Source organism: Tindallia texcoconensis (assembly GCF_055383815.1).
Window position 1 is genome coordinate 2,394,855 of the sequence record NZ_AP042431.1, and the last position, 22,442, is coordinate 2,417,296.

Sequence of the window (22,442 nt, forward strand, 5' to 3'; positions counted from 1 at the left end):
CCTCCTAAAAGTATAAATCTCTTTCTCCGTTTTTAAGGTTTTCCAGGTTTTTAAGCGTGAGGTTCCGTAGGTCTTCCTCTTCGATTTTCATAGTCTCCTCACGGATGACAGCCTCAACCATGGTCAGTAGTTCTTTGTCTCCATAGTCCAGTGCAAATTCCATTAGGGTCATCAGAGCGTTGGGGCCACATATGTTCTGAATCTGACCAGATTTTGCCAATTGCATAAACCGGTCACCGGTTCTATTTTGGCGATAACAGGCGGTGCAGTAACTGGGAATGTTACCGTCAGAAATAAGTTCTTTTAATACTTCTAGAGGACTACGATGGTCTGTCAGTTCAAACTGGTTCACCTTTTTTCCTGAATCAGATTCTTTATAACCGCCAACACCGGTACAGGAGCCGGCACTGATCTGGGTGACACCATAACGGAGAACTTCCCGCCGAACTTCTGGAGTTTCCCGGGTGGATAAAATGAGGCCGGTATAGGGAACCGCCAGCCTAATAATGGCTACTATTTTTTTGAATATGTCGTCGGATACAAGGTGAGAGAAACTGTCCAGTTCCATGCCTTCGGCTTTTTTGAGCCTGGGTACGGAGATCGTATGAAAGCCTACCCCGTATTTTTGCTCCAGATATTCATTATGAAGCATCAGAGCCATTACTTCAAACGTATAATCAGCCAGTCCGAAGAGCACACCTGCACCAAAGTCATCGATCCCTGCCTCCATGGCACGGTCAAAGGCCGATAAATGATATTCGTAATTTCCCTTGAGGGATTTTGGATGCATAGCCTCGTAGGTGGGGTGGTGATAGGTTTCCTGGAACAGGATATAAGTGCCAATGCCTGCCTCCTTCAGCTTCCTATAGTTTTCAGTGCTGGTGGCGGCGATGTTGACATTGATCCGCCTTATTTCGCCCCTATCTGTGTGGGTTGAATAGATGGCATTCATGGCGTCCAAAACATAATCTATGTCACAGTTGACTGGATCTTCACCCACCTCCAGAGCCAGACGTTTATGGCCCATTTGCTCAAGTAGTCGGACTTCGTGTTGTATTTCTTCCCAGGACAGACGACGTCTAGGGAAATCATTGTCTCTTCTATATCCACAGTATAAACAGTTGTTGACACAATAATCACTGACGTAAAGGGGAGCAAATACCACTATTCTGTTGCCATAGATAGACTTTTTAATATCACCGGCAATCTTGAAGATTTCCTGGAGCTGATCTTTGTGCTGCACCTGTAACAGTATAGCAATATCCCTGTGGTTCAGTCCTTCCTTCCTTTGTGCCTTATCCAGGACTTCTTGGATCCTTTCTTTGGAAGTGTGTTTAGCTTCATCCAAAAGGTTTTCAATATATTGATGATCGATCATGATAATCCTCTCCAATCTATGTGGTCTCCACGGGACATGTCCACTGTGAAGCCAGCGTTCCTAATCTTGTCTTCAATACAGATCCTGCATTCGGCAGCTTCATCTCCCGTAGAAATTTTACCATCATAAAGGGCGTACTTGGCTCGTGCGGTGGTTGGTGAAAGATTGGGCATGACAACGTTAGCGCCTGCCTTAAGTCCTTTTTCACGTCCTATAGGATCAATGCTACCAAGAGCTGTGGTAGCGGGCAGCAGCACATCGGGAAGCAACAGTCGGATGATGGCGAGTAGCGTTATCACATCCGTCAGGGAACCGCCTTGTTCATGGCTCATCGGGGTGTGCTGATGGGGAATAAAAGGACCGATGCCAACCATATGGGGTTCTAATTCTTGTAAAAAGATTAAGTCTTCGACATAATCCTCCAAGGTTTGTCCAGGAAGTCCTACGAGGAATCCTGTGCCCACTTGGAATCCAATCTCTTTAAGATTCTGAAGGCATTTTATTCGGTTATCCAGAGTCATGTCAGGATGAATTCTTTCGTAGAGGTGTCTTGAAGCGGTTTCATGGCGCAAAAGATAGCGGTCGGCACCTGCGTTGTAAAACTTCTGGTAAGATTCCCTGGACTTTTCGCCAATGGAAAGTGTAATTGCCGACTCAGGATACTGCTCTTTGATGCGTTCCAGTATTTCGACGATCCGTTCGTCGTTGTAGTAAAGGTCTTCGCCACCTTGAAGCACAAAAGTTCGGAAACCAAGTTCGCTACCAATTCGGCAAGAATCTAGAATTTCATCGAGGGATAGACGGTATCTTTCCGCTCGTGGATTTCCGCTTCGTATGCCGCAGTATTGGCAGTTCTGGTGGCAGTAATTGGTAAACTCAATGAGTCCCCGCATATAAACCAGGTCTCCATACCGATGCATCCTGGTAGCGTGGGCTTTCTTAATCAGATGGTTACGAGTAGGTGCTTCAATGTCCCTAAGGAGTTGGATCAGTTCATGTTTCCGGAGGGAGTTGTTGGTATAAAGTTTCTCAACCAGATCAATCATGTTGCAACCTCTTTCTTTGAGAATGACGTTTTAAGAGCACATAATGCATAAGGATTTCCATGAAACAGTAAACTTGTTAATATTTTATCAATACACCAACAACAAGTCAATGTCTATAGTCAGTGGGTCAGGCTTGAATAATTCAATTAGGGCTGATAGACTGACTGTGATGATGGAAATGGTGAGAGTCTGTTTTCTCAAAGGAAAAGGGAAGCAGTGGGGGAATATCAGAGGCAAGGATGATCCGTAGGGAAAGGGTACGGTTTATAATAGAGAATAGAATAAAGGATGTAGAGAGGATTTTTGTGATAAAATTGTTATTAAACCTGGTGGGGAAGGAGTAGAGGTATGATTAAAAATACTGTTCTACTGTTGTTTATTGCTTTGTTGATTCTTGGTGGAACTGTGTGGATTCTGACTACTCAGCAGCCCGAAACAGTTTCTCTTCAGTTGACTGAGGAAAGTGAAGCATTTAAGAACCCAGGCCGAGAAAAGCCACTCCTGGATTTTATAGAAGCATTTTTTCTCGTGGAGGATACCTTGCTAATGCGTACCAGTCTGGTGGAAGAAAGGGAAATGATGGCTACGGGAGAAGAGGTGCTTTCTGAATCTCTTGGGCTCTATATGGAGTATTTCCGGCGCAGAGAAAAAGAGAATGAATTTCATCAGTTAGTAACCTTGCTGGAAAAATATTTTGTGTGTGAAGAGAACCTTATTGCATGGAAAATAAATCCCAGTGAGATGAATTCCAAGGAACCGACCATTAATGCTCCAGTGGACGACCTTCGCATTATCAACCAGCTGATCATAGCCCATGAAAAATGGGAGGGGTATGGATATGCGGACCTTGCTAGAGTCCTTGCAGATGCTCTTTATGTCCATAGTGTAAGGGAAAAACAAATGCTGGTGTTTAATCATCCAGAGGCGGAAGTGGCCCCGTTGGTTTACAATGATTTTGAAGCGTTGCTACGGCTTTCAAAGATGGACGATAGATGGCAAAAAGTATTACAAAAGGCCCTTCACCATACTCTGGAACAGCAGATTTCCGGAGTTCCTTTCTATAAGGATGATTATTGGGTGAATCAAAGGCTGGTGGAAGAAGGAGAATATCTGGTGCTGGAAAATCTCTGGATCATGTATTACAAAGCCACAGTTGGGGTAAAAGATAAAGAAGCCTTTGAATGGCTGGTCGTCCAAATGGATCAGGGTCCGGTTTTAGGACGGTATCGTTTGACGGAAGAATCTTTTTCTGGTAACGAATCACCAGCTATTTATGGATTGATTAGCCGCATTGCAAAAATATACGAGGATGAGCAACTTTACTTGTTAGCAACAGAAGCTCTGGATCGAATGGTTACGAAAGAAGGGATCTATGCCGGTGGTTTTGTGGATAGTCTCACAGGCCAGGCTTATTCTTACGATCAGTTGATCTCTTTGCTAGGTTATTAACAATCCTTAAGGAGAAAACACGAGTAAAAGGAAGAAAATATAAGATGAAATAGGGAGGGAAAGAATGAAAAAGCATTTACTGGGCATAGAAATATTTACATTACTGTTGTTTGGGTTTTTTTCAGTTTTATTGTTCTATAGCATTGGGTTTTCTATCCAGTCTCTGGAGCAAATAATCCTGATGTCGCTGATTTTATTGATGATGCTTTTAACCTTTGCTCTTGGATTTATCAGAGGGGTGGTTATGAGCCTTTTGGTTCTTATTCTGCTGGGTATTTATATAACCTACGAAGTTGTGCTGAACCAAAGGCAGCTGCCCTGGGATTACTTGATGCTGATGATTGCTATTCCCGTAGGCTCCTTTATTATTGGCAGTATTCAAAGATTGGTTCACCAGTCAAAAATAAAATGTGAGAGATGCAGCTATATTGCAGATAAACTGGTACATATTGATGAAACAACTGGTTTTGGAAACGGACGGGAATTTTTAGTAGATCTGGAAATTGAGATGGCTAAGTCCAAGCGATACCAATATCCTTTAACAGTGGGGATTCTGGAAATACAATACTATCAAGAACTGTTACGGCTTTATGGAGATAACGCGGACAGAGTATTTGAAAAACTGGCGGAAGCTATTAATGCTACCATTCGGATTGAAGATACTAAATATCGGGTTGAAAAAGACCGAATCGCCCTGATCTTACCTCACACCAGCTTGAAAGATGCCAAAATATTAAAAAACCGTTTAAAGGATGGAATCGCTGAAATAGAAATCCCAGCAAGCAAAGACGTGAAAAAAAGCTTTCTGATTACCTCTAAGCTGGCTTTTTTGGAATATCATAAGGATATTATCAATAATGTGGAGTATAAAAGCCTGGCGGTGGCGGAGCTTGAGTATGATGTGTAAGCAATGGAACCTCATGCTATGGTGCGGGATCCTGTGCTTAGCTGCTGTTTTTTTAAAACCTGCTTATGGAAATGCATTTCAGCAGGATGATCGACAACCTTATGCATTTATCTTTACCGGGATTCATTCCCAGGTTCAGCGGGAGAACATTCAACAGATGGCCAATCGTTTTCAAAGCTGGGATATTCCTTTATATCTTGGTTTTGACGAAGAACTGCAATCTCTCATGGAGCAAGAGCAATCCTTGATTTCAACTGATAAAAGGGAATATCTACACTGGTTAAAGACCCTACAGGAACAGCATGTGTACTTTCTACTACCAGAAACCGCTAATTCAAGGGAGGCTGCCAGCTATCTGAAAAGACTTTTCCAATGGGGGATTACTCCTTTGGGATATTATTACGAAGAAAAAATGGAACCAGAGCCGGAATCCACTGAAGAAAAAAGGATGGTCTTCAGCTTTTCTATACCGCTGACGGCAAGGTGGGATTCTTTGTCTTATTTTCCACCAGAACTGGTGGTACAGCGTCAACTGGAGGATCAGGAGCCCCTGTTTTTAATGATGAGGGACGTGCCCAGCGGCGAGGAGCTTAAGCGATGGTTTAAAGCACTTGAGGTTCCAGAGATGATCCCCTTGACGCCTGGCCCTTCTGAATTTATTCGTGTAGATGGGTCTCTTGTCGCTATTCAGAACGGCGAATTTAGAATACCAGAAAACCTGCTGGCAGAAACCAAAGCTCTTCAGGAAGAAATAACGTGGATGGACAGCTTTGCTCGGATTTTCATCATGTTGTTGACGGGCATTATTTTTTCCTTAATTGTGATATTTATGAGATCAAAAAAAAACAGGGATCGCTCGCTGTTTGGGTAATCTAAAGGAGATCTTACCGATGGCTGAAACTATTATTTTTGGTCTGTTTTATGCAGCAATGCTGGGGATCTGGACACTATTGCTGTTGAATGTTTTTTTGTTGTATGGTGGCTATCAGTATTCTAGGGAGGCAGAAGAATATACATTTCCGAAGCTCTCGGATTATTTGGGACTAAAGAAAGTTTCCATCCTGATCCCTGCTCATAATGAGGAAATGGTAATTGGTAGAACCCTGACGGCTATGTGTGAAATGAATTACCCCAGGGATTTACTGGAAATAATCGTTATCAATGATAATTCGAAGGATGCAACCGGCACAGAAATCGAGCGGGTAAAAGCCGAGTTTCCAGATACAAAGGTGATCCATTTGGAGATTATTGGCGACCGTGGTGGAAAAGGGAAGTCAAATGCTCTGAATATCGGTTATCAGGAAGCCAGCGGGGAATATCTGGCGGTATATGATGCCGATAATACTCCCAACGCCAATGCCCTTTATTATTTAGTATATACCATGGAACAAAACGATAAATACGGCGCAGTGATAGGGAAGTTTCGAACCAGAAACAAAAATAAAAACATACTGACGGCGTTTATCAATATAGAAACCCTTAGTTTTCAATGGATGGCTCAAGCTGGTCGCTGGAAATATTTTCGTTTGTGTACCATACCAGGAACCAATTTTCTGGTACGGCGAAGGATCATCGATGCTATCGGTGGCTGGGATCCAAAAGCCATTGCAGAAGATACGGAGATTTCTTTTCGTATTTATAATATGGGGTATCAGATAGCCTTCATGCCAAAGGCGGAAACCTTCGAGCAAGAGCCAGAATCCCTAAAGGTTTGGATCAAGCAACGGTCTCGTTGGGTAAATGGGAATTTTTATGTCTTATTTAAAAATTTGTTAAACCCCAGATACATTAAGAGCTTTAAAGTAATAGTAGATATTGCTTACTTTTTTACGGTCTACGTCTTGTTTCTCAGTGCGGTGGTACTTTCGGATATTATTTTTATCATCGGAATCTTTTCGGGTATCCGGTTGGCTATTCCCAACGGATTCTTCATTATTTGGGCCCTCAGTTACGTGGTATTCCTTTTTCAAATTGCCATTACACTGTCCATCGAAAAAGGTGAAGTTCATCGAAAAAACCTGTTTTTAATAAGTATTATGTATTTTACCTACTGTCAGCTGTGGCTGGTGGCAAGTGTAAGGGGATTGTTCCTGTTTCTAAAAGAAACCATATCCGGCAAAGGAAGCAAATGGTATAAAACAGAAAGATTCTAATCAATCAGAAAAAAATGGAGGAATGGGTATGAAGCATATGAAAAGAATCCTGGCTGGCTGGGTGATTCTGTTGATGCTGGCGACAACATTGGTAACACCAGCATTTGCAGAGGGGGATAACATCACTGTTGGTGACTATGTGATCCAAGCGGGGATGTTTATGACAGAGCCCTATGCCGATGTCTTTAAAGCGAGGGTAGAAGAAACCGGCCTTACGGCTCATATTATAAAAGAAACCGGATATCGGGTGGTTGTGGGACCCTATCAGAGCGAAGCAGAAGCCCGTCAGGATCTGGACAGGGCAAGAAGCATTGACTCCAATGCTTACGTGTATCAATTGCCAGAAAGAAGCAGACAGATCCTTATGTCACAGATGGATGGAGGGGAAGTTGCCAATCATCAGGAAACAGCGTTTATAGAGACGGAAAGGGAAGAAAGGGAGATCCTTGAGAAACCTTCTGTTAAGACGGTTTCCCTTGAAAACGATCAGATTCTCAGAGGGTTTTCTGGAAGCGGAAGTCTTAATGTGAGCCTTCGCAATAAAAAGCCTGTGGATGACGGGATCCTGCATCTTTACTACCATCATTCACCCCTGGTGGATTATCCATATTCTTCGGTAACAGTTATGCTTAATGGAATGCCAGTAGAATCCTTTTTTCTGAGGGATAAAGAAGGGATGTTTTACAAAAAAATTCCCATCAAAGCAGCATTTTTGCAGGAGGAAAACCAGATCAGTCTGCTGACCTACCACCGACTGACGGATGAACTGTGTGAAGATGAAAACAACCCGGCTCTCTGGCTGACATTGCTGAAGGAAACCTACTTTGAAGTAGCTTATGAAAGGGAAGGAGCAGATCAGATTTTTCCTTATCCTTTTTTGAGTCATGAAGCGGATCCTTGGCTGCAGGCTACCTTTGTTTTGGATTCTTTTACAGAGGCGAATATAGAAGCCATGTATACCATGGTGTATTCCTTAGCTTCTTATGCCAATGTTTCGGAAAAAGAAGTAGACTTCCAGGTGGTTTCCCTGGAGGATGTTGGAGACTTGGAAAGCTTGAAGAATCATTTTATCTATATAGGAAGTCCTGATTTTGAAGGTTTTTTGCCGGAAAGAGATAAAGAGGATATAAAACAAGGGACTTTGGGGCTTTATCAATCTGTAAAAGAAAACACTACTGGCCTTTTTATTCTTTCTTGGGATGAGTCACTTCGATCCAAAGGAAGTCGGATCTTTCTGAGGGATGATTTTATCGGTGAATTTAATGGGGCGATTCTTCTTGATCAAGAAGAGATACCAGAAATTTCAGTAATGAATAGAGAAGATGAACGAATGACACTGGAATCCCTAGGTTATGGAAATATGTTGATTGAAGGAAGAGAAGGACAATCAGAGATATTTTTGCAGACACCGCCAGGATATGGACTGGATCAGAAGAGCTCTATCGTGATTCGGAGCCGTTACCATCCAGCCTACCATGAAAATGGAGTGATCACCCTCTCTATCAATAACGAACGAATCGGAAGTCAGAGAATCATTCCTAATGATCAGGAGCAGGAATACACCTTTTCCATTCCTTCTTCTTTACAGGGATTATCGGATTTTAATCTGCAAATAGGCTTCAACTCTGGTGCTGAAGATCCATGTTTAACCGGAAGCAGTCAAAACATATGGGCTTTTGTTTCCCAGGCATCCTACCTGAAAGGCCCTTTTGATCATAAAGAAAGTTTTTTTCTGGAAGACTTTCCCAGACCTTTTGCATCCATCAACCAAACCCATGTTGATTATATGGTGTTTCCTGAAAAACCTTCAAAGGAGTTGCTGTCGGAGGGAATAAGACTTGTATCCCGAATGGCAGGAGACCGCCAGCGACAGTTAAAGCCTTTTCAGGTATTATTGGGAGATTATGCCGAAGCAGGGAACCGGCTGATATTTCTTAACGGAGAAGCTGGTATCCAAGGGAAGTACCTTGAAGAAACGCTAATTCAAGTTGACGATACCCAGTCCTATATTATAAACGAAGAAGAGATGACCCGATTTTTAAGGTTGGATACAACCTTAGCAGCAGCACAACTTTTGTACCATGAGGGGAATCACAGCTTGTTTGTAGTGGGAACCCATGAAGGAGCCTTAAAACGTGGGATCCAAGAGCTTCTTGAGCGGGAGGATAACAAGGTAGCTGGTGACGTTTTTTTCATGGATCAGGATTTTCGGATCAAGAGTGACTACCGGTTAAGAAGCTTTCAGCAAAGATGGATGGAAGAAGATGTGGAAGCAGAAGCCCAGGACAGCCAATTTTTGGAAAAAGAAGGAGAAATCATCAATCTGAGGGCTTTAACACTAGGGACATTTGTCGTACTGTTGATATTTATTCTAATAGTCTCCATCTGGAAATATAGAAGTTATTGAAAGTGGGGGCAAAAAACCCCCTCAGTCCTAATGGATGAGGGGGAGTCTTAGTTTAATTCAGTAAGAATAGATCTGCCTGAATCAATTTGGCGTTTCACATCGGATCGTGCTGTGCCGCCAAAGCTCTTTCGACGATCAACGGCAGATTCTACAGTGAGTAGAGGGAGTAGATCTTCTTCAATAGAAGAGCTGAATTGTTTCCATTCGTCTAAGGATAAGTCCTGAAAATCTTTGTCTTTTGCCAAGCAATATTGAACCACTTGTCCCACAATATGATGGGTTTCTCGGAACGGGACTCCTTGAGCAACCAGATATTCTGCTACATCCGTAGCTAATAGAAACCCTTTTTTTAGATGTGGTTCAATAGAGGCAGGTTTCATTTGAATTTCTGATAGAAAATCAGGTAATATTCCAAGGACTTCTTCCATGGTTTTCAGTGTATGGAAGACAGGGCGTTTATCTTCTTGTAAATCACGATTGTAGGTAAGGGGCAATCCTTTTAAATTCATCATGAGGTCTTGCATGGATGCAACGACTCCGCTGGTTTTACCTCGCATAAGTTCCAGTGCATCTGGATTTTTTTTGTTAGGCATCATACTAGAACCAGTGCAGTATGCATCAGGTAGATCAATAAAATCAAATTCTTGTGTATTCCATAAAATAAGGTCTTCGCATAAGCGGCTGACATGAAGCATAAAAGTAGAAGAAGCAAAAAGAAATTCTAAGAGATAATCTCGATCCGATACGGTATCCAGACTATTCTCTGTAACGCTGGAGAATCCAAGGGATTGAGCAGTGCAGTGCCGGTCGATAGCCAGAGTGGTACCTGCTAAGGCTCCAGCTCCAAGAGGACTTTGATCTGTCTGATGAAAAGCCGCCATCATTCGTGATAAATCTCTAGAATATTTCCAAAAATAGGCCATCCAGAAATGTCCGAGAGAAATAGGTTGTGCATGCTGTAGATGTGTAAATCCAGGTAAGATGATATCCATATCCATCTCTGCTCTCTTTAATAATGATTCAAGTAGCAGTTTTTGTTGATGCAAAATGGACTGTATCTTTTTTTTCATAAATAACCGATAGTCTGTTGCGACTTGATCGTTCCTGGATCTACCTGTATGAATTTTAGCACCCATGGGACCAAGTTTTTCGATAAGCCGAGATTCAATATTCATATGAACATCTTCCAAGGCTATATCTGGAACAAACTCACCTTTATCTATTTCATCCTCGATTTCCCGAAGTGCAAGATCGATTTTTTCCTGTTCGTCTTCTGACAAAAGACCCATTTTAAAGAGCATGGCACCATGTGCCCGGCTTCCTGCAATATCTTCTCTAAAAAAATACCAGTCTGTATCCAGAGACTGGCTGAACTGCTGCATTTTCTCTGCTGTAGAGCCAGCAAAACGACCACTCCACAGTGCTTTTTTTTCCATAGAGGTCCCTCCTCTTTTTCTTACCATCATAATTCATGAGGATGTTAACGTCAAGAGAAACCCTTGATAGATGGTTTCTAGTTTTCCTTATGATTAACGATTAGAAAGAATGGGTTGAAGTTGAGGGACGAGCTTCCATGCCAACAAGACAGCCATGAATAATTTTAGAATACCACCAGGTAGAAAGGGCAAAAATCCCAGGGTTAAAGCTTGAGAAAAGCTTATTCCTGCTGAAAAGGCTAACCATGGCACACCTACGAGATTAAGAATAACCAAGCTGCCTAAGGCAGAAACAATAAAATACCGTAGAAGGTGGGGATGAGTGCCTTTAAAATAGCTAATAAAAAAGGCCATAGGAATAAACCCAATTAAAAAACCACCTGTCGGACCCAAAAGGACTCCTGGTCCTGCGGTGCCACCTGCAAACACAGGAACACCAGATACGCCTATAAGCAAATAGATAACCAAGGTTAAAACAGATTGTTTTGGTGTTAAAAGCAATGCACATAACATAATGGCTAGTGTTTGCCCTGTGACGGGAACAGGGGAAAAAGGAAGTGGGATAATAATGTAGCTAGATACTGCAATAAGAGCAGAAAGCAAGGCAATACGTGTACAATCGTAAACAGAGAGTTTGGTAGACATGGATGTAACCTCCTAAAAGTATATTCTATAAAAAGTATAGTGGATGAAAAAATCTTTGTCAACCACAACGATAAAAATAGTTAACAAGACTTCTAGGGAAGCATTGAAAAGCATAATAAAAAAACCCGCGAAAGCGGGTTTAAGAGGAAAGCCTAAGAATAGATTTTATGCTTCGTCATAAGATTTTATCAAAATGCAGGCATTGTGACCACCAAATCCAAGGGAGTTGGAAAGTGCATACTGAAAGGATGCTTGTTGCGCTTTATTGGGCACATAATTTAAATCACAGGATTCATCTTTGTTTTCGTAATTAATAGTGGGTGGAATAGTCTGTTCTTGAAGAGCTAAGACACAAGCAATAGCCTCCACTCCTCCAGCTGCACCTAATAAGTGACCTGTCATTGATTTGGTAGAACTAATCTTTAGGCTAGAAGCATGAGAACCAAAAACATTTTTAATAGCCAGGGTTTCCAATCGATCATTGTAATCGGTACTTGTACCATGTGCATTAATATAACCAATGGAAGTGGGGGCGACTTTAGCGTCTTCTAAAGCTTTTTCCATAGCTTTCGACGCTCCAGCACCATCAGGATCTGGTGCGGTAATATGATGGGCATCTGTATGTGTACCATAACCCACTAATTCAGCTAGAATCCTTGCTCCTCGTTGTTGGGCATGCTCGAGAGATTCTAGCATGATAATTCCTGCGCCTTCTCCCATCACAAATCCGTCTCGCTCCCCATCGAAGGGACGGCTGGCAGAACCGGGACTGTCATTTCTAGTGGATAATGCTTTCATAGATGCAAAGCCAGCAATGCTCAGGGGGGTGATAGAAGCTTCGGTTCCGCCGGTGAGAATAGCTTTTGCAGCCCCTCGTTGAATCATTTTAAAGGCTTCTCCAATAGCATTAGTAGCGGATGCGCAGGCTGTGACAATGGTCATATTAGGTCCCTTTGCATTAAGTAATATGGCTACCTGACCAGCTGCAAGATTGGAAATCATCATGGGAATGGTAAACGGGCTGACCCGTCTAGGCCCTTTGTTAAGCAGATTGGTGTGCTGTTCCTCCAGGGTAGCTAAACCACCGATACCACAACCCAGAATAACTCCAAACTCATCTGGGTTCAGATTGTCCTTTGTAAAACCCGCATTTTCCATTGCCTGATAAGCGGCAACAGCTGCAAATTGTGTGAAGCGATCCATTTTTTTAGCTTCTCGTTTATCTAGATAAAGGGTAGGATCGAAATTTTTTACTTCCGCAGCAAATTGAACACTATAGTCTGTTGTATCAAAAAGAGTAATGGGGGCTGCTCCGCCCACTCCATTCATTAAAGATTCCTTAAAAGTGCTTACTCCGGTGCCAATGGGAGTGACACAGCCCATGCCGGTAATGACCACGCGTTGGTTCATGATAAGAGCCTCCTTCTAATTAAAGGAAACAGGGGTATTATCCCTGTTTCGATTCGACATATTTTACGATGTCACCAATGTTTTTAAATCCTTCGGCATCTTCGTCAGAAATCTCGATAGCAAAAGCATCTTCAATTGCCATGACGATCTCGACGGCATCCAAAGAATCTGCTTCTAGATCATCCATTAAGGATGTCTCTGCCTTTATTTCCTCAACACCTTCTAACTCCAATTGTTCTGCGATAATTCCTGCGATTTTTTCAAATACCATTTTATATTCCTCCTTAGATTTTATATTCCCATTCCGCCGTCTACTTGAAGCACCTGTCCAGTCATATAACGGCTTTTATTCGTCGCTAGAAAAATAGCGATTTCTGCGATATCTTCTGCTTTACCTAGGCACTTCATTGGAATTTCATGAAGGATTTGTTCCTTCATTTTTTCCGATAAGGCATCTGTCATTTCGGTTTCGATGAACCCAGGTGCAATGGCATTAACGGTGATCCCTTTTCCTGCAAGTTCTTTGGCTAAAGACTTTGTAAAACCAATTACACCAGCTTTTGAAGCACTGTAATTACATTGGCCTGCATTTCCTGATAGTCCCACAACAGAGGATAAATTAATGATTCGTCCGCTCTTGGATTTTATCATATCTCTAATGACTGCTTTTGAACAAAGATAAGTGCCCGTGAGGTTGATATCCATGACTGACTTCCAGTCCTCGTACTTCATTCGAAGCAGAAGGCCGTCCCGGGTAATACCAGCATTGTTTACTAGGACATGGATTGGGCCAAGCTTTTCATGAATGTCCTCCATCATTGTTGCAACCTGAGCTTCGTCAGAGACATCGGATCTAACTGCTATGGCATTAACGCCTAAAGCTTGGATATCTTTAACCACACTCATGGCAGCCTCTTCATTATGAGCATAATTAACAGCGATATTAGCTCCTTCGGAGGCCATTTTAAGAGCAATGGATCGTCCGATTCCCCGAGAGCCCCCCGTAATCAACACATTTTTGTTTTGTAGAAGCATCTAATTCCTCCTTGTTAATGGTTTCCATTACCGATAAATACTGTTCAACAGTTTCTATATGATAGGATGCATAAGGCATTTTGTATTCTTTTGCTGTTCGTTTTACAAAACCACTTAAACTATTGCTAGGGCCTATTTCAATAAAAGTATGGCATCCTTGTTCCATCATGTACATAAGGCTGTCTTCCCAAAGAACCGAATGACTCACCTGTTTGATTAAGGATGGAGCAATTGCTTGTACATTAGGAATAGGAGTCGCGGAAACATTACTTACAACCACTTGATTTGGAACTTGGAGTTGGAGTTGGTTTAAAGCCTCGGATAATTTGTCGCCAGCAGAAGAGAGCATGGAAGTATGGAATGGTGCACTGACAGGCATCAAGACTACTTTTTTAGCCCCGTGTTCACGACATGCTTCCATGGCAACCTGGACTGCTTTTGTTTCGCCAGATAGCACAATTTGTCCTGGACAATTGAAATTAGCAACAGACACCTGGCCGAAAGCTGATCCAAGATCCAGACACGTCTTAAGGTGTTCTCTTTTTAAACCAAGAATGGCAGCCATTCCGCCTTTTCCTTGAGGAACGGCTTCTTGCATATATTTTCCCCGTAATCGAACCAGATTTACCGCATCTTTAAAATCCATAGACTCGGCATTAATCAATGCAGAATACTCTCCAAGACTCAATCCTGCTGTGTACTCCGAATAAAAGCCTTCTTTTTTTAACAATCGCAACATGGCGATACTGGTCGTTAGGATGGCAGGTTGTGTAATTTCGGTTTGATTTAATGATTCGGCAGGGCCTTCCAAACAATAGCGTGTTAACGGCATTTGAAGTATTTCATCTGCTTCTTCAAAGGTTTCTCGAGCCGATTGATACTGTTGAATAAAGTCCTTTGCCATGCCTACGTATTGAGCGCCCTGACCTGGAAAAATAAATGCGAGGCGATTCATTTTTCTTCTCCTTTCCATAGATTCAGCTGATTAAATTGGTGATCAGCTTCCTGTAAAATGGAATCGATAATCTCTTTACAGGGCCTAATATCCTTGATTAGACCAGCTATTTGACCAGCCATAACAGAACCATCCTGAACATTGCCATCTTGAACAGCCATACGAAGTTTACCAGCCCCTAACTGTTCGAGTTTTTCTAAGCTGATCCCTTCTTTTTCCAAAGCGATAAGCTCTTTTACAAAACGATTTTTCAAGACGCGAACCGGATGTCCAGTGCTTCTTGCCGTTACGACGGCATCTCTGTCCCCTGCTTTTACAAGCATTTCCTTATACGCATCGTGGGCGATGCATTCTGTAGAACAGACAAAGCGTGTGCCAATTTGTACGGCTTTCGCCCCTAAGGATAGTGCGGCAAGAAAACCTCGGCCATCTGCAATTCCACCAGCTGCGATGACTGGAATCGAAATACTCTGTGAGGTTTGTGGTACTAAAGCCATAGTGGTTAATTCGCCAACATGACCACCAGCTTCGGTGCCTTCTACGATAATGGCGTCAGAACCAGCACGTTCCATTCGTTTAGCCAAAGCTACGGAAGGAACAACAGGAATAATTTTTGCACCATATTCTTTCAAATAGGACATATATTTTCCTGGGTTTCCAGCTCCCGTAGTGACAACAGGTACTTTTTGACGATGAACTACTTCTACGACTTTATCAATAAAGGGGGAGAGTAGCATGATATTCACACCGAAAGGTTTGTTCGTTAACTCTCTGGTTTTTATAATTTGTTCTTCAACGATATGGGCGGGAGCATTGCCGGCTGCTACAACTCCTAGCCCTCCAGCGTTGGAAACGGCTGCTGCCAATTCTGCTGTAGCAACCCAAGCCATTCCTCCTTGTAAAATAGGCACTTCAATGTTTAATAACTCACAGATTTCTGTTTTGAACATAAAATTCCTCCTACTGGTTATTCTGAGATTCCATCGTCCAGCGAAGCAGAGACGATCCCCAGGTTAATCCGCCGCCAAAAGCTACCATGAGAATAAGTTGGTCTACTTTTAGCAGGTTTGATCGGTATGCTTCATCGAGGGCTACGGGAATGGAAGCTGCAGACATATTACCATAATGTTGTAAATTAATAAAAACTTTCTCCTTGGGAATACCCATTTTTTTGCCCAAAGTATCAATTATTCTTTTATTTGCTTGATGAGGAACTAACCAGTCCACTTGATCTATGTGGTAACCTGTTTTTTTGAGTAACAATCCTGCACTGTTGCCCATACCGCGAACAGCCATTTTAAAAACTTCGCTTCCGTTCATATCGATAAAATGTTTTCTAAAGGGAATTGTCTCTTCTGTCAAAGGCTGCCTTGTTCCACCACCGGGAACAGATAGGATATCTCCGTGACGACCATCAGATCCTAGTTCTGTATGGATAATACCTGCATCAGTGGTGCTACTGCTTAAGATAATGGCTCCAGCACCATCACCAAACAGCACGCAGGTGTTACGATCCTGAGGATCTGTGATATGAGACATTTTATCAGCTCCAATGAGTAGAACGTGACGACACATTCCTGATTGGATATGTTGAGAGGCAGTGGATAATGCGAAAAGAAATCCAGCACAGGCAGCGCTTACATCATAAGCAAAGGCATGAGAAGCTCCGATGTTTTTTTGAACAATGCAAGCCGTAGAGGGAAACGCCATATCCGGCGTTGTGGTGGCAACAACAATGGCGTCCAGTTCTTCAGGAGATATGCCTGCTGAGTTCAAGGCGTTGTGGGCTGCTTTTGTTGCTAGATCTGAAGTTGCCTGAGAAGAATCGGCTTTTCTTCGTTCTTGAATTCCCGTTCTTGTTTGTATCCACTCATCGTTGGTATCGACAAGTTTCTCCAGATCATGGTTTGTTATAATATGATCTGGAACATAACTACCAATGCCACTTACGATGGCACAGCACTGTTTAATCAAATGGCCACGCTCCTATCATTAACAGATAAAATCAGATATTAGTACCAGATACTAAAACAGTATATCGTGTATTTTTTGAAAGCGCAAGATTTTTTTAAACATTTTCTGAAAAAATTCAGCAAAACCTTTTGAAAAAGGTTATGTAAGATTCCTGGTGTAGAAAAGAGGAAAGAGTGATGAATAAGAAGCTATTAGGAAATACTGTTCTATAATAGAACTGTATTTCCTAGTAGGCCGTGTCAAATTGGCGCACTTAACTTGAAAAAGGGGAGGAGTGTATGATATAGTAAATAGTAAGAATTTTCATTTTGCTTTTGAGGTAAGAATAACATTGTAAAAAGAGAGGTTGATGAGAAGATGGAAAAAGGGATTAAGGAAATAATGGAATGTATACCCCATCGGTATCCTTTTTTACTTATTGATAAAGTGGAAATTTTGGAAGAAGGAAAGACGGCGGTAGGTTTCAAGAATGTAACGATGAATGAGCCTTTTTTTCAAGGACATTTTCCAGAAGAACCTGTTATGCCAGGGGTGTTAATTCTGGAGGCTTTGGCACAGGTAGGTGCAGTCCTTCTTTTGAATGAAGAATCCTTTAAAGGGAAAACCGCCTATTTTGCTGGTGTTGATTCAGCTAGATTCAGAAGAAAAGTAGTGCCGGGAGATATACTGAAGTTGGAAATAGAGATTACCAAGGTTAGGAAATCCTTTGGGGCTGGAAAGGGCATAGCGACGGTTAATGGAGAAAAAGCAGCCGAAGCAGAGATTCTATTTGCTATTTCATAGAACCTCAGTAGGCTGCTTATGGATTTTAATCTGTTAGGAAATTGCTACTTTACCAAGCGACAAAAACAATCATTATAGGTAGCCTGCTGGCCTCTATCTGTCATCTGTTGAGAAGTTAATTGGTTGATACTACCATGTTTATGCCACCATCCCTGAACAACCTTTACTACATTGTGAGGAAGTGTTTCATCGATGACGACACGGCAAGTTAGTTCCCCAGTAGTCGAAACAAGTCGAAAAATATCGCCGTTAGCTAATTCATCCGTATTTAGAGAAGAGGATGAGAGGAAAGCTTCTGGAAGGTCGGACTCGCTACGGTTGGAAAAATGCTGTGTATGCATGGAGTGCCTATAGTGTACGGAAATTAGATGCAGTGGATAATGGGAATCCTTGGTTTCGACAGCTGTTAGATTGTTTTTTTCTCTGGGAATGAAAAAATGGTAACGGCCATCATCTGTTTCAAAAATTTTGTTTTTCCATGGAATTTCATTTCCTGGAAAAAAATGCCGCTTACCAACTAATTCTTCTGGGCTACAATTTAGTTCTCGACACAAGGGTTTTAGACTGGTATTAACGTAATTAGAAATAGTTGGATATTGCTGAGTAAAGGATGTAAGGTTTAGCTTTTCTGCTAAGCCATGAAAAATTTCGAATTCGTGCTTTACATTGTAAGCAGGAGCCACCACCCGCTCTGTATACGTAAAATAATTGTGCCACATGGAAGACATAATAAAGTCGGATTCTTCCATAATATGAGTACAGGGTAAAACGTAATCTGCTCTTTGAGCTGTGTCTGTCATGCGCTGGTCAATCACTACCTTAAAAGGAATGGATTCAAAGGCTTCAATACTTTTTTGAGTATCTGGCAATTGTACAAGTGGATTGGCTAAGGTAACAAAGATTCCTTTAATTTGTTCGGGACGTGTTGAAAGAACATAGTCTGCAAAAATTGGCTGAGGGAATGTTGGTGTGGCTTTTTTGATGGAATGATGCAAGTGATCTTTATTAATGAACTGGTTCATGTAATGATTTGCGTAATTAACGCCGCCGCCTTTTATCCCGATATTACCAGTTAAGGCGGCTAGTGCATCGATGAGGCGCACATTTCGGCAACCATATCGGTTGCGTTGTAGACCATATCCCATAAAAATAGTAGCTGAAGCGGAAGATCCATACAAATTTGTTAACTCATTGACTTGTTGAATTGATAGACCTGTTTTGGAGATAAGTTCTTCTAATGAAAATTGCTGGAGGGATTTCAGAAACAGATCTGCATCTAGACAGTGATGTTCTATAAAGTGGGTATCGATCATGTTTTTTTCGGCTAGTAAAATGGCCATTGCTAATGCCAGATGTCCGTCACTACCAGGTAGTAGTGGGTAATGATGGGTGGCAAGGGAAACACTGGCACTCTTTACTGGATCAACGACTAAAATCGGAATATTTTTCTTTGAAGCTTCTTTTAAAATAGGGACCATGTGAGGACTCGTATCCATTGGATTTTTGCCCCATAGAAGGATACATTGACTATTTAACATATCCGATGGATGATGGCTGTAGACTTGGCCAAAGTCAAGTTGTTGGGCTTTCATTCCAGCCCCCCAACATAGGCTTCCAGTAGAAGTGGTGACACCACCTAAGGCGTTGAAAAAAGCTGTGTCGATGTTTTTTGAAAGACCACCATGACCTGCATCTTTATAATGAATGAGGCTGTGGGATCCGTGGGTGGAAAGGATATTATTTAGTTGTTCGCTGATTTCTAAAAATGCTTGCTCCCAAGTGATTTTTTGCCATAGAGAATTGTGCTTTTTCATTGGTTGAGTAATACGGGTGGGATCCTTGTAAAAATTAGCCGAATGCAATCCTTTTTTACAAAGGAATCCTTGGGTGATGGGATCTTCAGGATCTCCACTGATGAGCACAGATGAGTCTTTCTTAACCTCAGCCTTTATGCTGCAAACATCCCAACAGTCAAGACTACAGGCGCTTTTATATGTGGTCATAATACACCGCCTTTCTAATGATAGTATACCCGTACAGAGGGAAAGGGAAAAGAGGATTTTTGAAGAATTCTTTTTTAGATAAAGGAATAATTTGTTTCAATGTAGCCTTAAGAGTAGTCAGTAAAATCAAAATAAAAGGAGTGTTGAAGATGGAAAAAAGAAAAGGAATTGTAACGATGAAAGGAAACCCGGTAACGCTGGTAGGGAATTCATTGACAGTGGGGCAGATGGCTCAAAATTTTACAGCACTGAACCTGGACTTAACCCCTTTTGTACTAAAGGAAAATCTAGGTAAAAAAATTATTATTAGTGTAGCTCCATCTTTAGATACGGATGTATGCGATTTACAGACAATGCATTTTAACACGGAAGCCGCCTCTCTTGATAACACACTCTTGATCAGCATCAGTATGGATTTGCCTTTTGCCCTTAAGCGATACTGTGCTGCGAAAGGTATTGATAATGCTTTGGTCCTGTCGGACCATAGAGAAGCAGATTTTGGTCTGAAATTTGGATTTTTAATGGAAGAGTTCCGTTTGTTGGCAAGAGGTGTGGTTATCATTGATGAGAAAGGCGTTATACGCTACTTGCAAATGGTTCCGGAAATTGGGGAACAACCCAACTATGAAGAAGCCTTGGCTTTTTTAAAGCAATTATAGAACATTGCTGAATATGAATGTTAGATGTTTTGAAGGGTAGGGCCATGCGATGAAAAACGTAGAAGAGGTATTTCGAATTCATAGAAATGACGATTCTGATAATACGAAAGAATATATAAAACGATCCCACGCCAGGAGTTTTGAGTATGGTGTAGAAATGGGGAGAATCTATAGTTCTAAAATTCTCCGAGGAGAAGAATTACACGAGAAGATGGAAGAAAATCATGAATTGATTCAAACAGCTACACCGTTTTTAGAACAACTCTGTGATTTTGTAAAAGGCTCTGGTTTTTTTGCTATCCTGACAGATTGGGAAGGATGTATTTTAGATATACAGGGGGATGAGAAAGCATTAAAAGAAGCCGAAAGACTTCAGATGATCCGTGGTGCATATATGCATGAAAAACATATCGGAACCAATGCCATGGGGATAGCCCTAGTGGAAGAAGTTCCTGTGCAAGTAGATGGGGAGGAACACTACGTTACGGCATATCATCGTTGGACGTGCTCAGCAGCCCCTATTCACGATCCTAAAGGACGGATTATTGGAACTCTAGACTTAACTGGTTGTTCTCATCTTGTGAATTCTCATACCTTGGGGATGGTAGTAGCGGCTGTTAATGCCATAGAACATATGATGACAATTCGAGAAGCAAATCAAAAATTGGAATTAGCAAGAAAATCAATTTCAACCATTGTGGATTCCATTACATCTGGGATCTTCACAGTAGGGCCTAAAGGCTATATTAAAACGATTAATAGTGCGGCTATGGAAATGATAGGGTATGACTCTGATGAGACACAGGGAATGCATGTTTCGCAAGTGGTAGAGACCTGGGATAGAATACAGCAAAACTTGGACAGAGGAGTAAATTATCTAGAGGAAGAATTGAGCATTGCAGGAAAAACAAAAAAAAGTCGATGCTCCTTTACAACCCATCCTATTCCTTATAAAGATGGTCGATTTCATGGGGTGGTATGTGTCATAAATGAAGTTAAAAAAGCTCGTAAAATTGCACATAGAATTGTTGGAAGCAGAGCCGTGTATACGTTTGATAAAATCATTGGTCGGAACAAGAGGTTTTTGGATATCATTGAATATGCTAGGCGTGCTGCAGAAAGCAGTTCTACTATTCTCATTACAGGTGAAAGCGGAGTGGGGAAGGAAGTGTTTGCACAAGCCATTCATAATGCCAGTAATCGTAGAGATGAAGCTTTTGTTGCCATTAATTGTGGAGCCTTGCCAAGAACACTTATTGAATCTGAGTTGTTTGGGTATGAGGAAGGCGCTTTTACAGGAGCCAAAAGAGGTGGTCAACCTGGAAAGTTTGAATGGGCCGATGGAGGCACTCTGTTTTTAGATGAAATAGGCGAGATGCCTTATGATATGCAAACGAATCTCCTTAGAGTGATAGAAACAGGAAAGCTATATCGAGTAGGAGGCAATAAAGAACTAGAGGTGGATGTAAGACTTGTAGCGGCAACCAATAAAAATTTAAAATTAGAAGTAGAAAAAGGGAATTTTAGAAGGGATCTCTACTATCGATTGAATGTAGTGCCACTGGAAATCATTCCTCTTAGAGAGAGAAAAGATGATATAAGCCTTTTAGTGGATTATTTTATCACTGTAAAATCCATTAAACTAGGAAAAAGTCCAGTTGTTTTAACTTCTGAGCAACTAGACATATTGATGGCTTACACGTGGCCCGGAAATATAAGAGAGTTAGAGAATGCCGTAGAACAAATTATAAACCTAGATACATGCCATCTTTGGGAAGAAGATGATGAGAAGGAAGAACTTTTACAGCACCATGAACAGGAAGATCCCCGTATTGTTTCCCTAGAAGAGATGGAAAGAAAACATATTGAACGAATATATCGATGTTTTAATGGGAATATTTCTTTGACGGCAGAAGCGTTAGGTATAGGAAGAAATACTTTCTATCGAAAAGCGAAAAAATATGGTATAGACTGTTACAAAACGAAACAGTGATCCATAAACGAACAGGTTGACCGCTGCTAGTCGTTCTGATATGGAACAAATAATGAAAGGAGGAAAGAGACGATTGTTAATATTGAATATTTTGAAAAAAAGGCATTGCTGAGAATGTGCTTTTATCAATCATCCAGGTAGAAACTAGGATAAGGATGGAAGATAAAGAAAAAGTTGGCATGCGACTTGCAATGGAATTATGATAGGAT

19 protein-coding genes are annotated in these 22,442 nt (G+C 41.5%); 8 read left to right on the plus strand and 11 right to left on the minus strand.

The window, feature by feature from the left end:
- Window positions 1-4: 4 nt before the first annotated feature.
- A complete protein-coding gene (gene hydG, locus ACZ47N_RS10805) occupies window positions 5-1,378 on the minus strand; it encodes a [FeFe] hydrogenase H-cluster radical SAM maturase HydG (RefSeq protein ID WP_464886569.1) in 1,374 nt (457 codons plus the stop codon).
- Window positions 1,375-2,424: a [FeFe] hydrogenase H-cluster radical SAM maturase HydE gene (gene hydE, locus ACZ47N_RS10810; protein ID WP_464886570.1), complete on the minus strand. Its 1,050-nt coding sequence runs from the start codon at window positions 2,422-2,424 to the stop codon at window positions 1,375-1,377. The genes hydG and hydE overlap by 4 nt, the downstream gene beginning before the upstream one ends.
- Before the next feature lie 348 nt (window positions 2,425-2,772).
- Here hydE and ACZ47N_RS10815 point away from each other — a divergent pair, with 348 nt between their 5' ends.
- The 5 genes from ACZ47N_RS10815 (at window position 2,773) to ACZ47N_RS10835 (ending at window position 9,340) form a co-directional block, all read left to right on the plus strand.
- On the plus strand, window positions 2,773-3,873 hold the full coding sequence (locus ACZ47N_RS10815; protein ID WP_464886571.1) for a hypothetical protein: 1,101 nt from the start codon (window positions 2,773-2,775) through the stop codon (window positions 3,871-3,873).
- Between the two features lie 64 nt (window positions 3,874-3,937).
- Window positions 3,938-4,780 carry a diguanylate cyclase domain-containing protein gene (locus tag ACZ47N_RS10820; RefSeq protein WP_464886572.1) on the plus strand — a complete coding sequence of 281 codons (843 nt, stop codon included), beginning with the start codon at window positions 3,938-3,940 and terminating at the stop codon, window positions 4,778-4,780.
- Window positions 4,770-5,651, plus strand: coding sequence for a hypothetical protein (locus tag ACZ47N_RS10825; protein ID WP_464886573.1), 882 nt, complete (start codon window positions 4,770-4,772; stop codon window positions 5,649-5,651). The genes ACZ47N_RS10820 and ACZ47N_RS10825 overlap by 11 nt, the downstream gene beginning before the upstream one ends.
- 19 nt (window positions 5,652-5,670) lie before the next feature.
- Entirely contained in the window at window positions 5,671-6,933 is a 1,263-nt protein-coding gene (locus ACZ47N_RS10830; protein WP_464886574.1) for a glycosyltransferase family 2 protein, read from the plus strand.
- A 28-nt stretch (window positions 6,934-6,961) separates the two neighbouring features.
- Entirely contained in the window at window positions 6,962-9,340 is a 2,379-nt protein-coding gene (locus ACZ47N_RS10835) for a cellulose biosynthesis cyclic di-GMP-binding regulatory protein BcsB (RefSeq protein ID WP_464886575.1), read from the plus strand.
- 47 nt (window positions 9,341-9,387) lie between these two features.
- On the opposite strand, the gene argH is transcribed toward ACZ47N_RS10835, so the two are convergent.
- From argH to ACZ47N_RS10875, 8 genes are all read right to left on the minus strand, one after another.
- Window positions 9,388-10,776 carry an argininosuccinate lyase gene (argH, locus tag ACZ47N_RS10840; RefSeq protein WP_464886576.1) on the minus strand — a complete coding sequence of 463 codons (1,389 nt, stop codon included), beginning with the start codon at window positions 10,774-10,776 and terminating at the stop codon, window positions 9,388-9,390.
- Between the two features lie 93 nt (window positions 10,777-10,869).
- Window positions 10,870-11,421: a biotin transporter BioY gene (locus tag ACZ47N_RS10845; RefSeq protein WP_464886577.1), complete on the minus strand. Its 552-nt coding sequence runs from the start codon at window positions 11,419-11,421 to the stop codon at window positions 10,870-10,872.
- Between the two features lie 165 nt (window positions 11,422-11,586).
- Complete coding sequence (gene fabF, locus ACZ47N_RS10850; RefSeq protein WP_464886578.1) at window positions 11,587-12,831, minus strand: beta-ketoacyl-ACP synthase II; 1,245 nt, start codon at window positions 12,829-12,831, stop codon at window positions 11,587-11,589.
- A 37-nt stretch (window positions 12,832-12,868) separates the two neighbouring features.
- Window positions 12,869-13,102 carry an acyl carrier protein gene (gene acpP, locus ACZ47N_RS10855; RefSeq protein WP_464886579.1) on the minus strand — a complete coding sequence of 78 codons (234 nt, stop codon included), beginning with the start codon at window positions 13,100-13,102 and terminating at the stop codon, window positions 12,869-12,871.
- 20 nt (window positions 13,103-13,122) lie between these two features.
- On the minus strand, window positions 13,123-13,866 hold the full coding sequence (gene fabG / locus ACZ47N_RS10860) for a 3-oxoacyl-[acyl-carrier-protein] reductase (RefSeq protein WP_464886580.1): 744 nt from the start codon (window positions 13,864-13,866) through the stop codon (window positions 13,123-13,125).
- Window positions 13,796-14,821: an ACP S-malonyltransferase gene (gene fabD / locus ACZ47N_RS10865; RefSeq protein ID WP_464886581.1), complete on the minus strand. Its 1,026-nt coding sequence runs from the start codon at window positions 14,819-14,821 to the stop codon at window positions 13,796-13,798. Before fabD ends, fabG begins: the two co-directional genes overlap by 71 nt.
- Complete coding sequence (gene fabK, locus ACZ47N_RS10870; RefSeq protein ID WP_464886582.1) at window positions 14,818-15,771, minus strand: enoyl-[acyl-carrier-protein] reductase FabK; 954 nt, start codon at window positions 15,769-15,771, stop codon at window positions 14,818-14,820. Before fabK ends, fabD begins: the two co-directional genes overlap by 4 nt.
- 10 nt (window positions 15,772-15,781) lie before the next feature.
- On the minus strand, window positions 15,782-16,795 hold the full coding sequence (locus ACZ47N_RS10875) for a beta-ketoacyl-ACP synthase III (protein WP_464886583.1): 1,014 nt from the start codon (window positions 16,793-16,795) through the stop codon (window positions 15,782-15,784).
- Window positions 16,796-17,152: 357 nt separating this feature from the next.
- Here ACZ47N_RS10875 and fabZ point away from each other — a divergent pair, with 357 nt between their 5' ends.
- A complete protein-coding gene (gene fabZ, locus ACZ47N_RS10880) occupies window positions 17,153-17,578 on the plus strand; it encodes a 3-hydroxyacyl-ACP dehydratase FabZ (RefSeq protein WP_464886584.1) in 426 nt (141 codons plus the stop codon).
- Window positions 17,579-17,622: 44 nt separating this feature from the next.
- On the opposite strand, the gene ACZ47N_RS10885 is transcribed toward fabZ, so the two are convergent.
- On the minus strand, window positions 17,623-19,581 hold the full coding sequence (locus tag ACZ47N_RS10885; RefSeq protein WP_464886585.1) for a molybdopterin-containing oxidoreductase family protein: 1,959 nt from the start codon (window positions 19,579-19,581) through the stop codon (window positions 17,623-17,625).
- A 149-nt stretch (window positions 19,582-19,730) separates the two neighbouring features.
- Between ACZ47N_RS10885 and tpx the strand changes: the two genes are divergently transcribed.
- Both tpx and ACZ47N_RS10895 read left to right on the plus strand, forming a co-directional pair.
- Window positions 19,731-20,240 (plus strand): thiol peroxidase, encoded by a 510-nt coding sequence (tpx, locus tag ACZ47N_RS10890; RefSeq protein ID WP_464886586.1) that lies wholly within the window; start codon window positions 19,731-19,733, stop codon window positions 20,238-20,240.
- Between the two features lie 49 nt (window positions 20,241-20,289).
- Window positions 20,290-22,233 carry a sigma-54-dependent Fis family transcriptional regulator gene (locus tag ACZ47N_RS10895; RefSeq protein ID WP_464886587.1) on the plus strand — a complete coding sequence of 648 codons (1,944 nt, stop codon included), beginning with the start codon at window positions 20,290-20,292 and terminating at the stop codon, window positions 22,231-22,233.
- The last annotated feature ends 209 nt before the right edge of the window (window positions 22,234-22,442 follow it).

Coding starts and splice junctions, on each gene's coding strand:
- hydG (WP_464886569.1), bottom strand. CDS start 1,378: ATGATCGATCATCAATATATTGAAAACCTTTTGGATGAAGCTAAACAC.
- hydE (WP_464886570.1), bottom strand. CDS start 2,424: ATGATTGATCTGGTTGAGAAACTTTATACCAACAACTCCCTCCGGAAA.
- ACZ47N_RS10815 (WP_464886571.1), top strand. CDS start 2,773: ATGATTAAAAATACTGTTCTACTGTTGTTTATTGCTTTGTTGATTCTT.
- ACZ47N_RS10820 (WP_464886572.1), top strand. CDS start 3,938: ATGAAAAAGCATTTACTGGGCATAGAAATATTTACATTACTGTTGTTT.
- ACZ47N_RS10825 (WP_464886573.1), top strand. CDS start 4,770: ATGATGTGTAAGCAATGGAACCTCATGCTATGGTGCGGGATCCTGTGC.
- ACZ47N_RS10830 (WP_464886574.1), top strand. CDS start 5,671: ATGGCTGAAACTATTATTTTTGGTCTGTTTTATGCAGCAATGCTGGGG.
- ACZ47N_RS10835 (WP_464886575.1), top strand. CDS start 6,962: ATGAAGCATATGAAAAGAATCCTGGCTGGCTGGGTGATTCTGTTGATG.
- argH (WP_464886576.1), bottom strand. CDS start 10,776: ATGGAAAAAAAAGCACTGTGGAGTGGTCGTTTTGCTGGCTCTACAGCA.
- ACZ47N_RS10845 (WP_464886577.1), bottom strand. CDS start 11,421: ATGTCTACCAAACTCTCTGTTTACGATTGTACACGTATTGCCTTGCTT.
- fabF (WP_464886578.1), bottom strand. CDS start 12,831: ATGAACCAACGCGTGGTCATTACCGGCATGGGCTGTGTCACTCCCATT.
- acpP (WP_464886579.1), bottom strand. CDS start 13,102: ATGGTATTTGAAAAAATCGCAGGAATTATCGCAGAACAATTGGAGTTA.
- fabG (WP_464886580.1), bottom strand. CDS start 13,866: ATGCTTCTACAAAACAAAAATGTGTTGATTACGGGGGGCTCTCGGGGA.
- fabD (WP_464886581.1), bottom strand. CDS start 14,821: ATGAATCGCCTCGCATTTATTTTTCCAGGTCAGGGCGCTCAATACGTA.
- fabK (WP_464886582.1), bottom strand. CDS start 15,771: ATGTTCAAAACAGAAATCTGTGAGTTATTAAACATTGAAGTGCCTATT.
- fabZ (WP_464886584.1), top strand. CDS start 17,153: ATGGAAAAAGGGATTAAGGAAATAATGGAATGTATACCCCATCGGTAT.
- ACZ47N_RS10885 (WP_464886585.1), bottom strand. CDS start 19,581: ATGACCACATATAAAAGCGCCTGTAGTCTTGACTGTTGGGATGTTTGC.
- tpx (WP_464886586.1), top strand. CDS start 19,731: ATGGAAAAAAGAAAAGGAATTGTAACGATGAAAGGAAACCCGGTAACG.
- ACZ47N_RS10895 (WP_464886587.1), top strand. CDS start 20,290: ATGAAAAACGTAGAAGAGGTATTTCGAATTCATAGAAATGACGATTCT.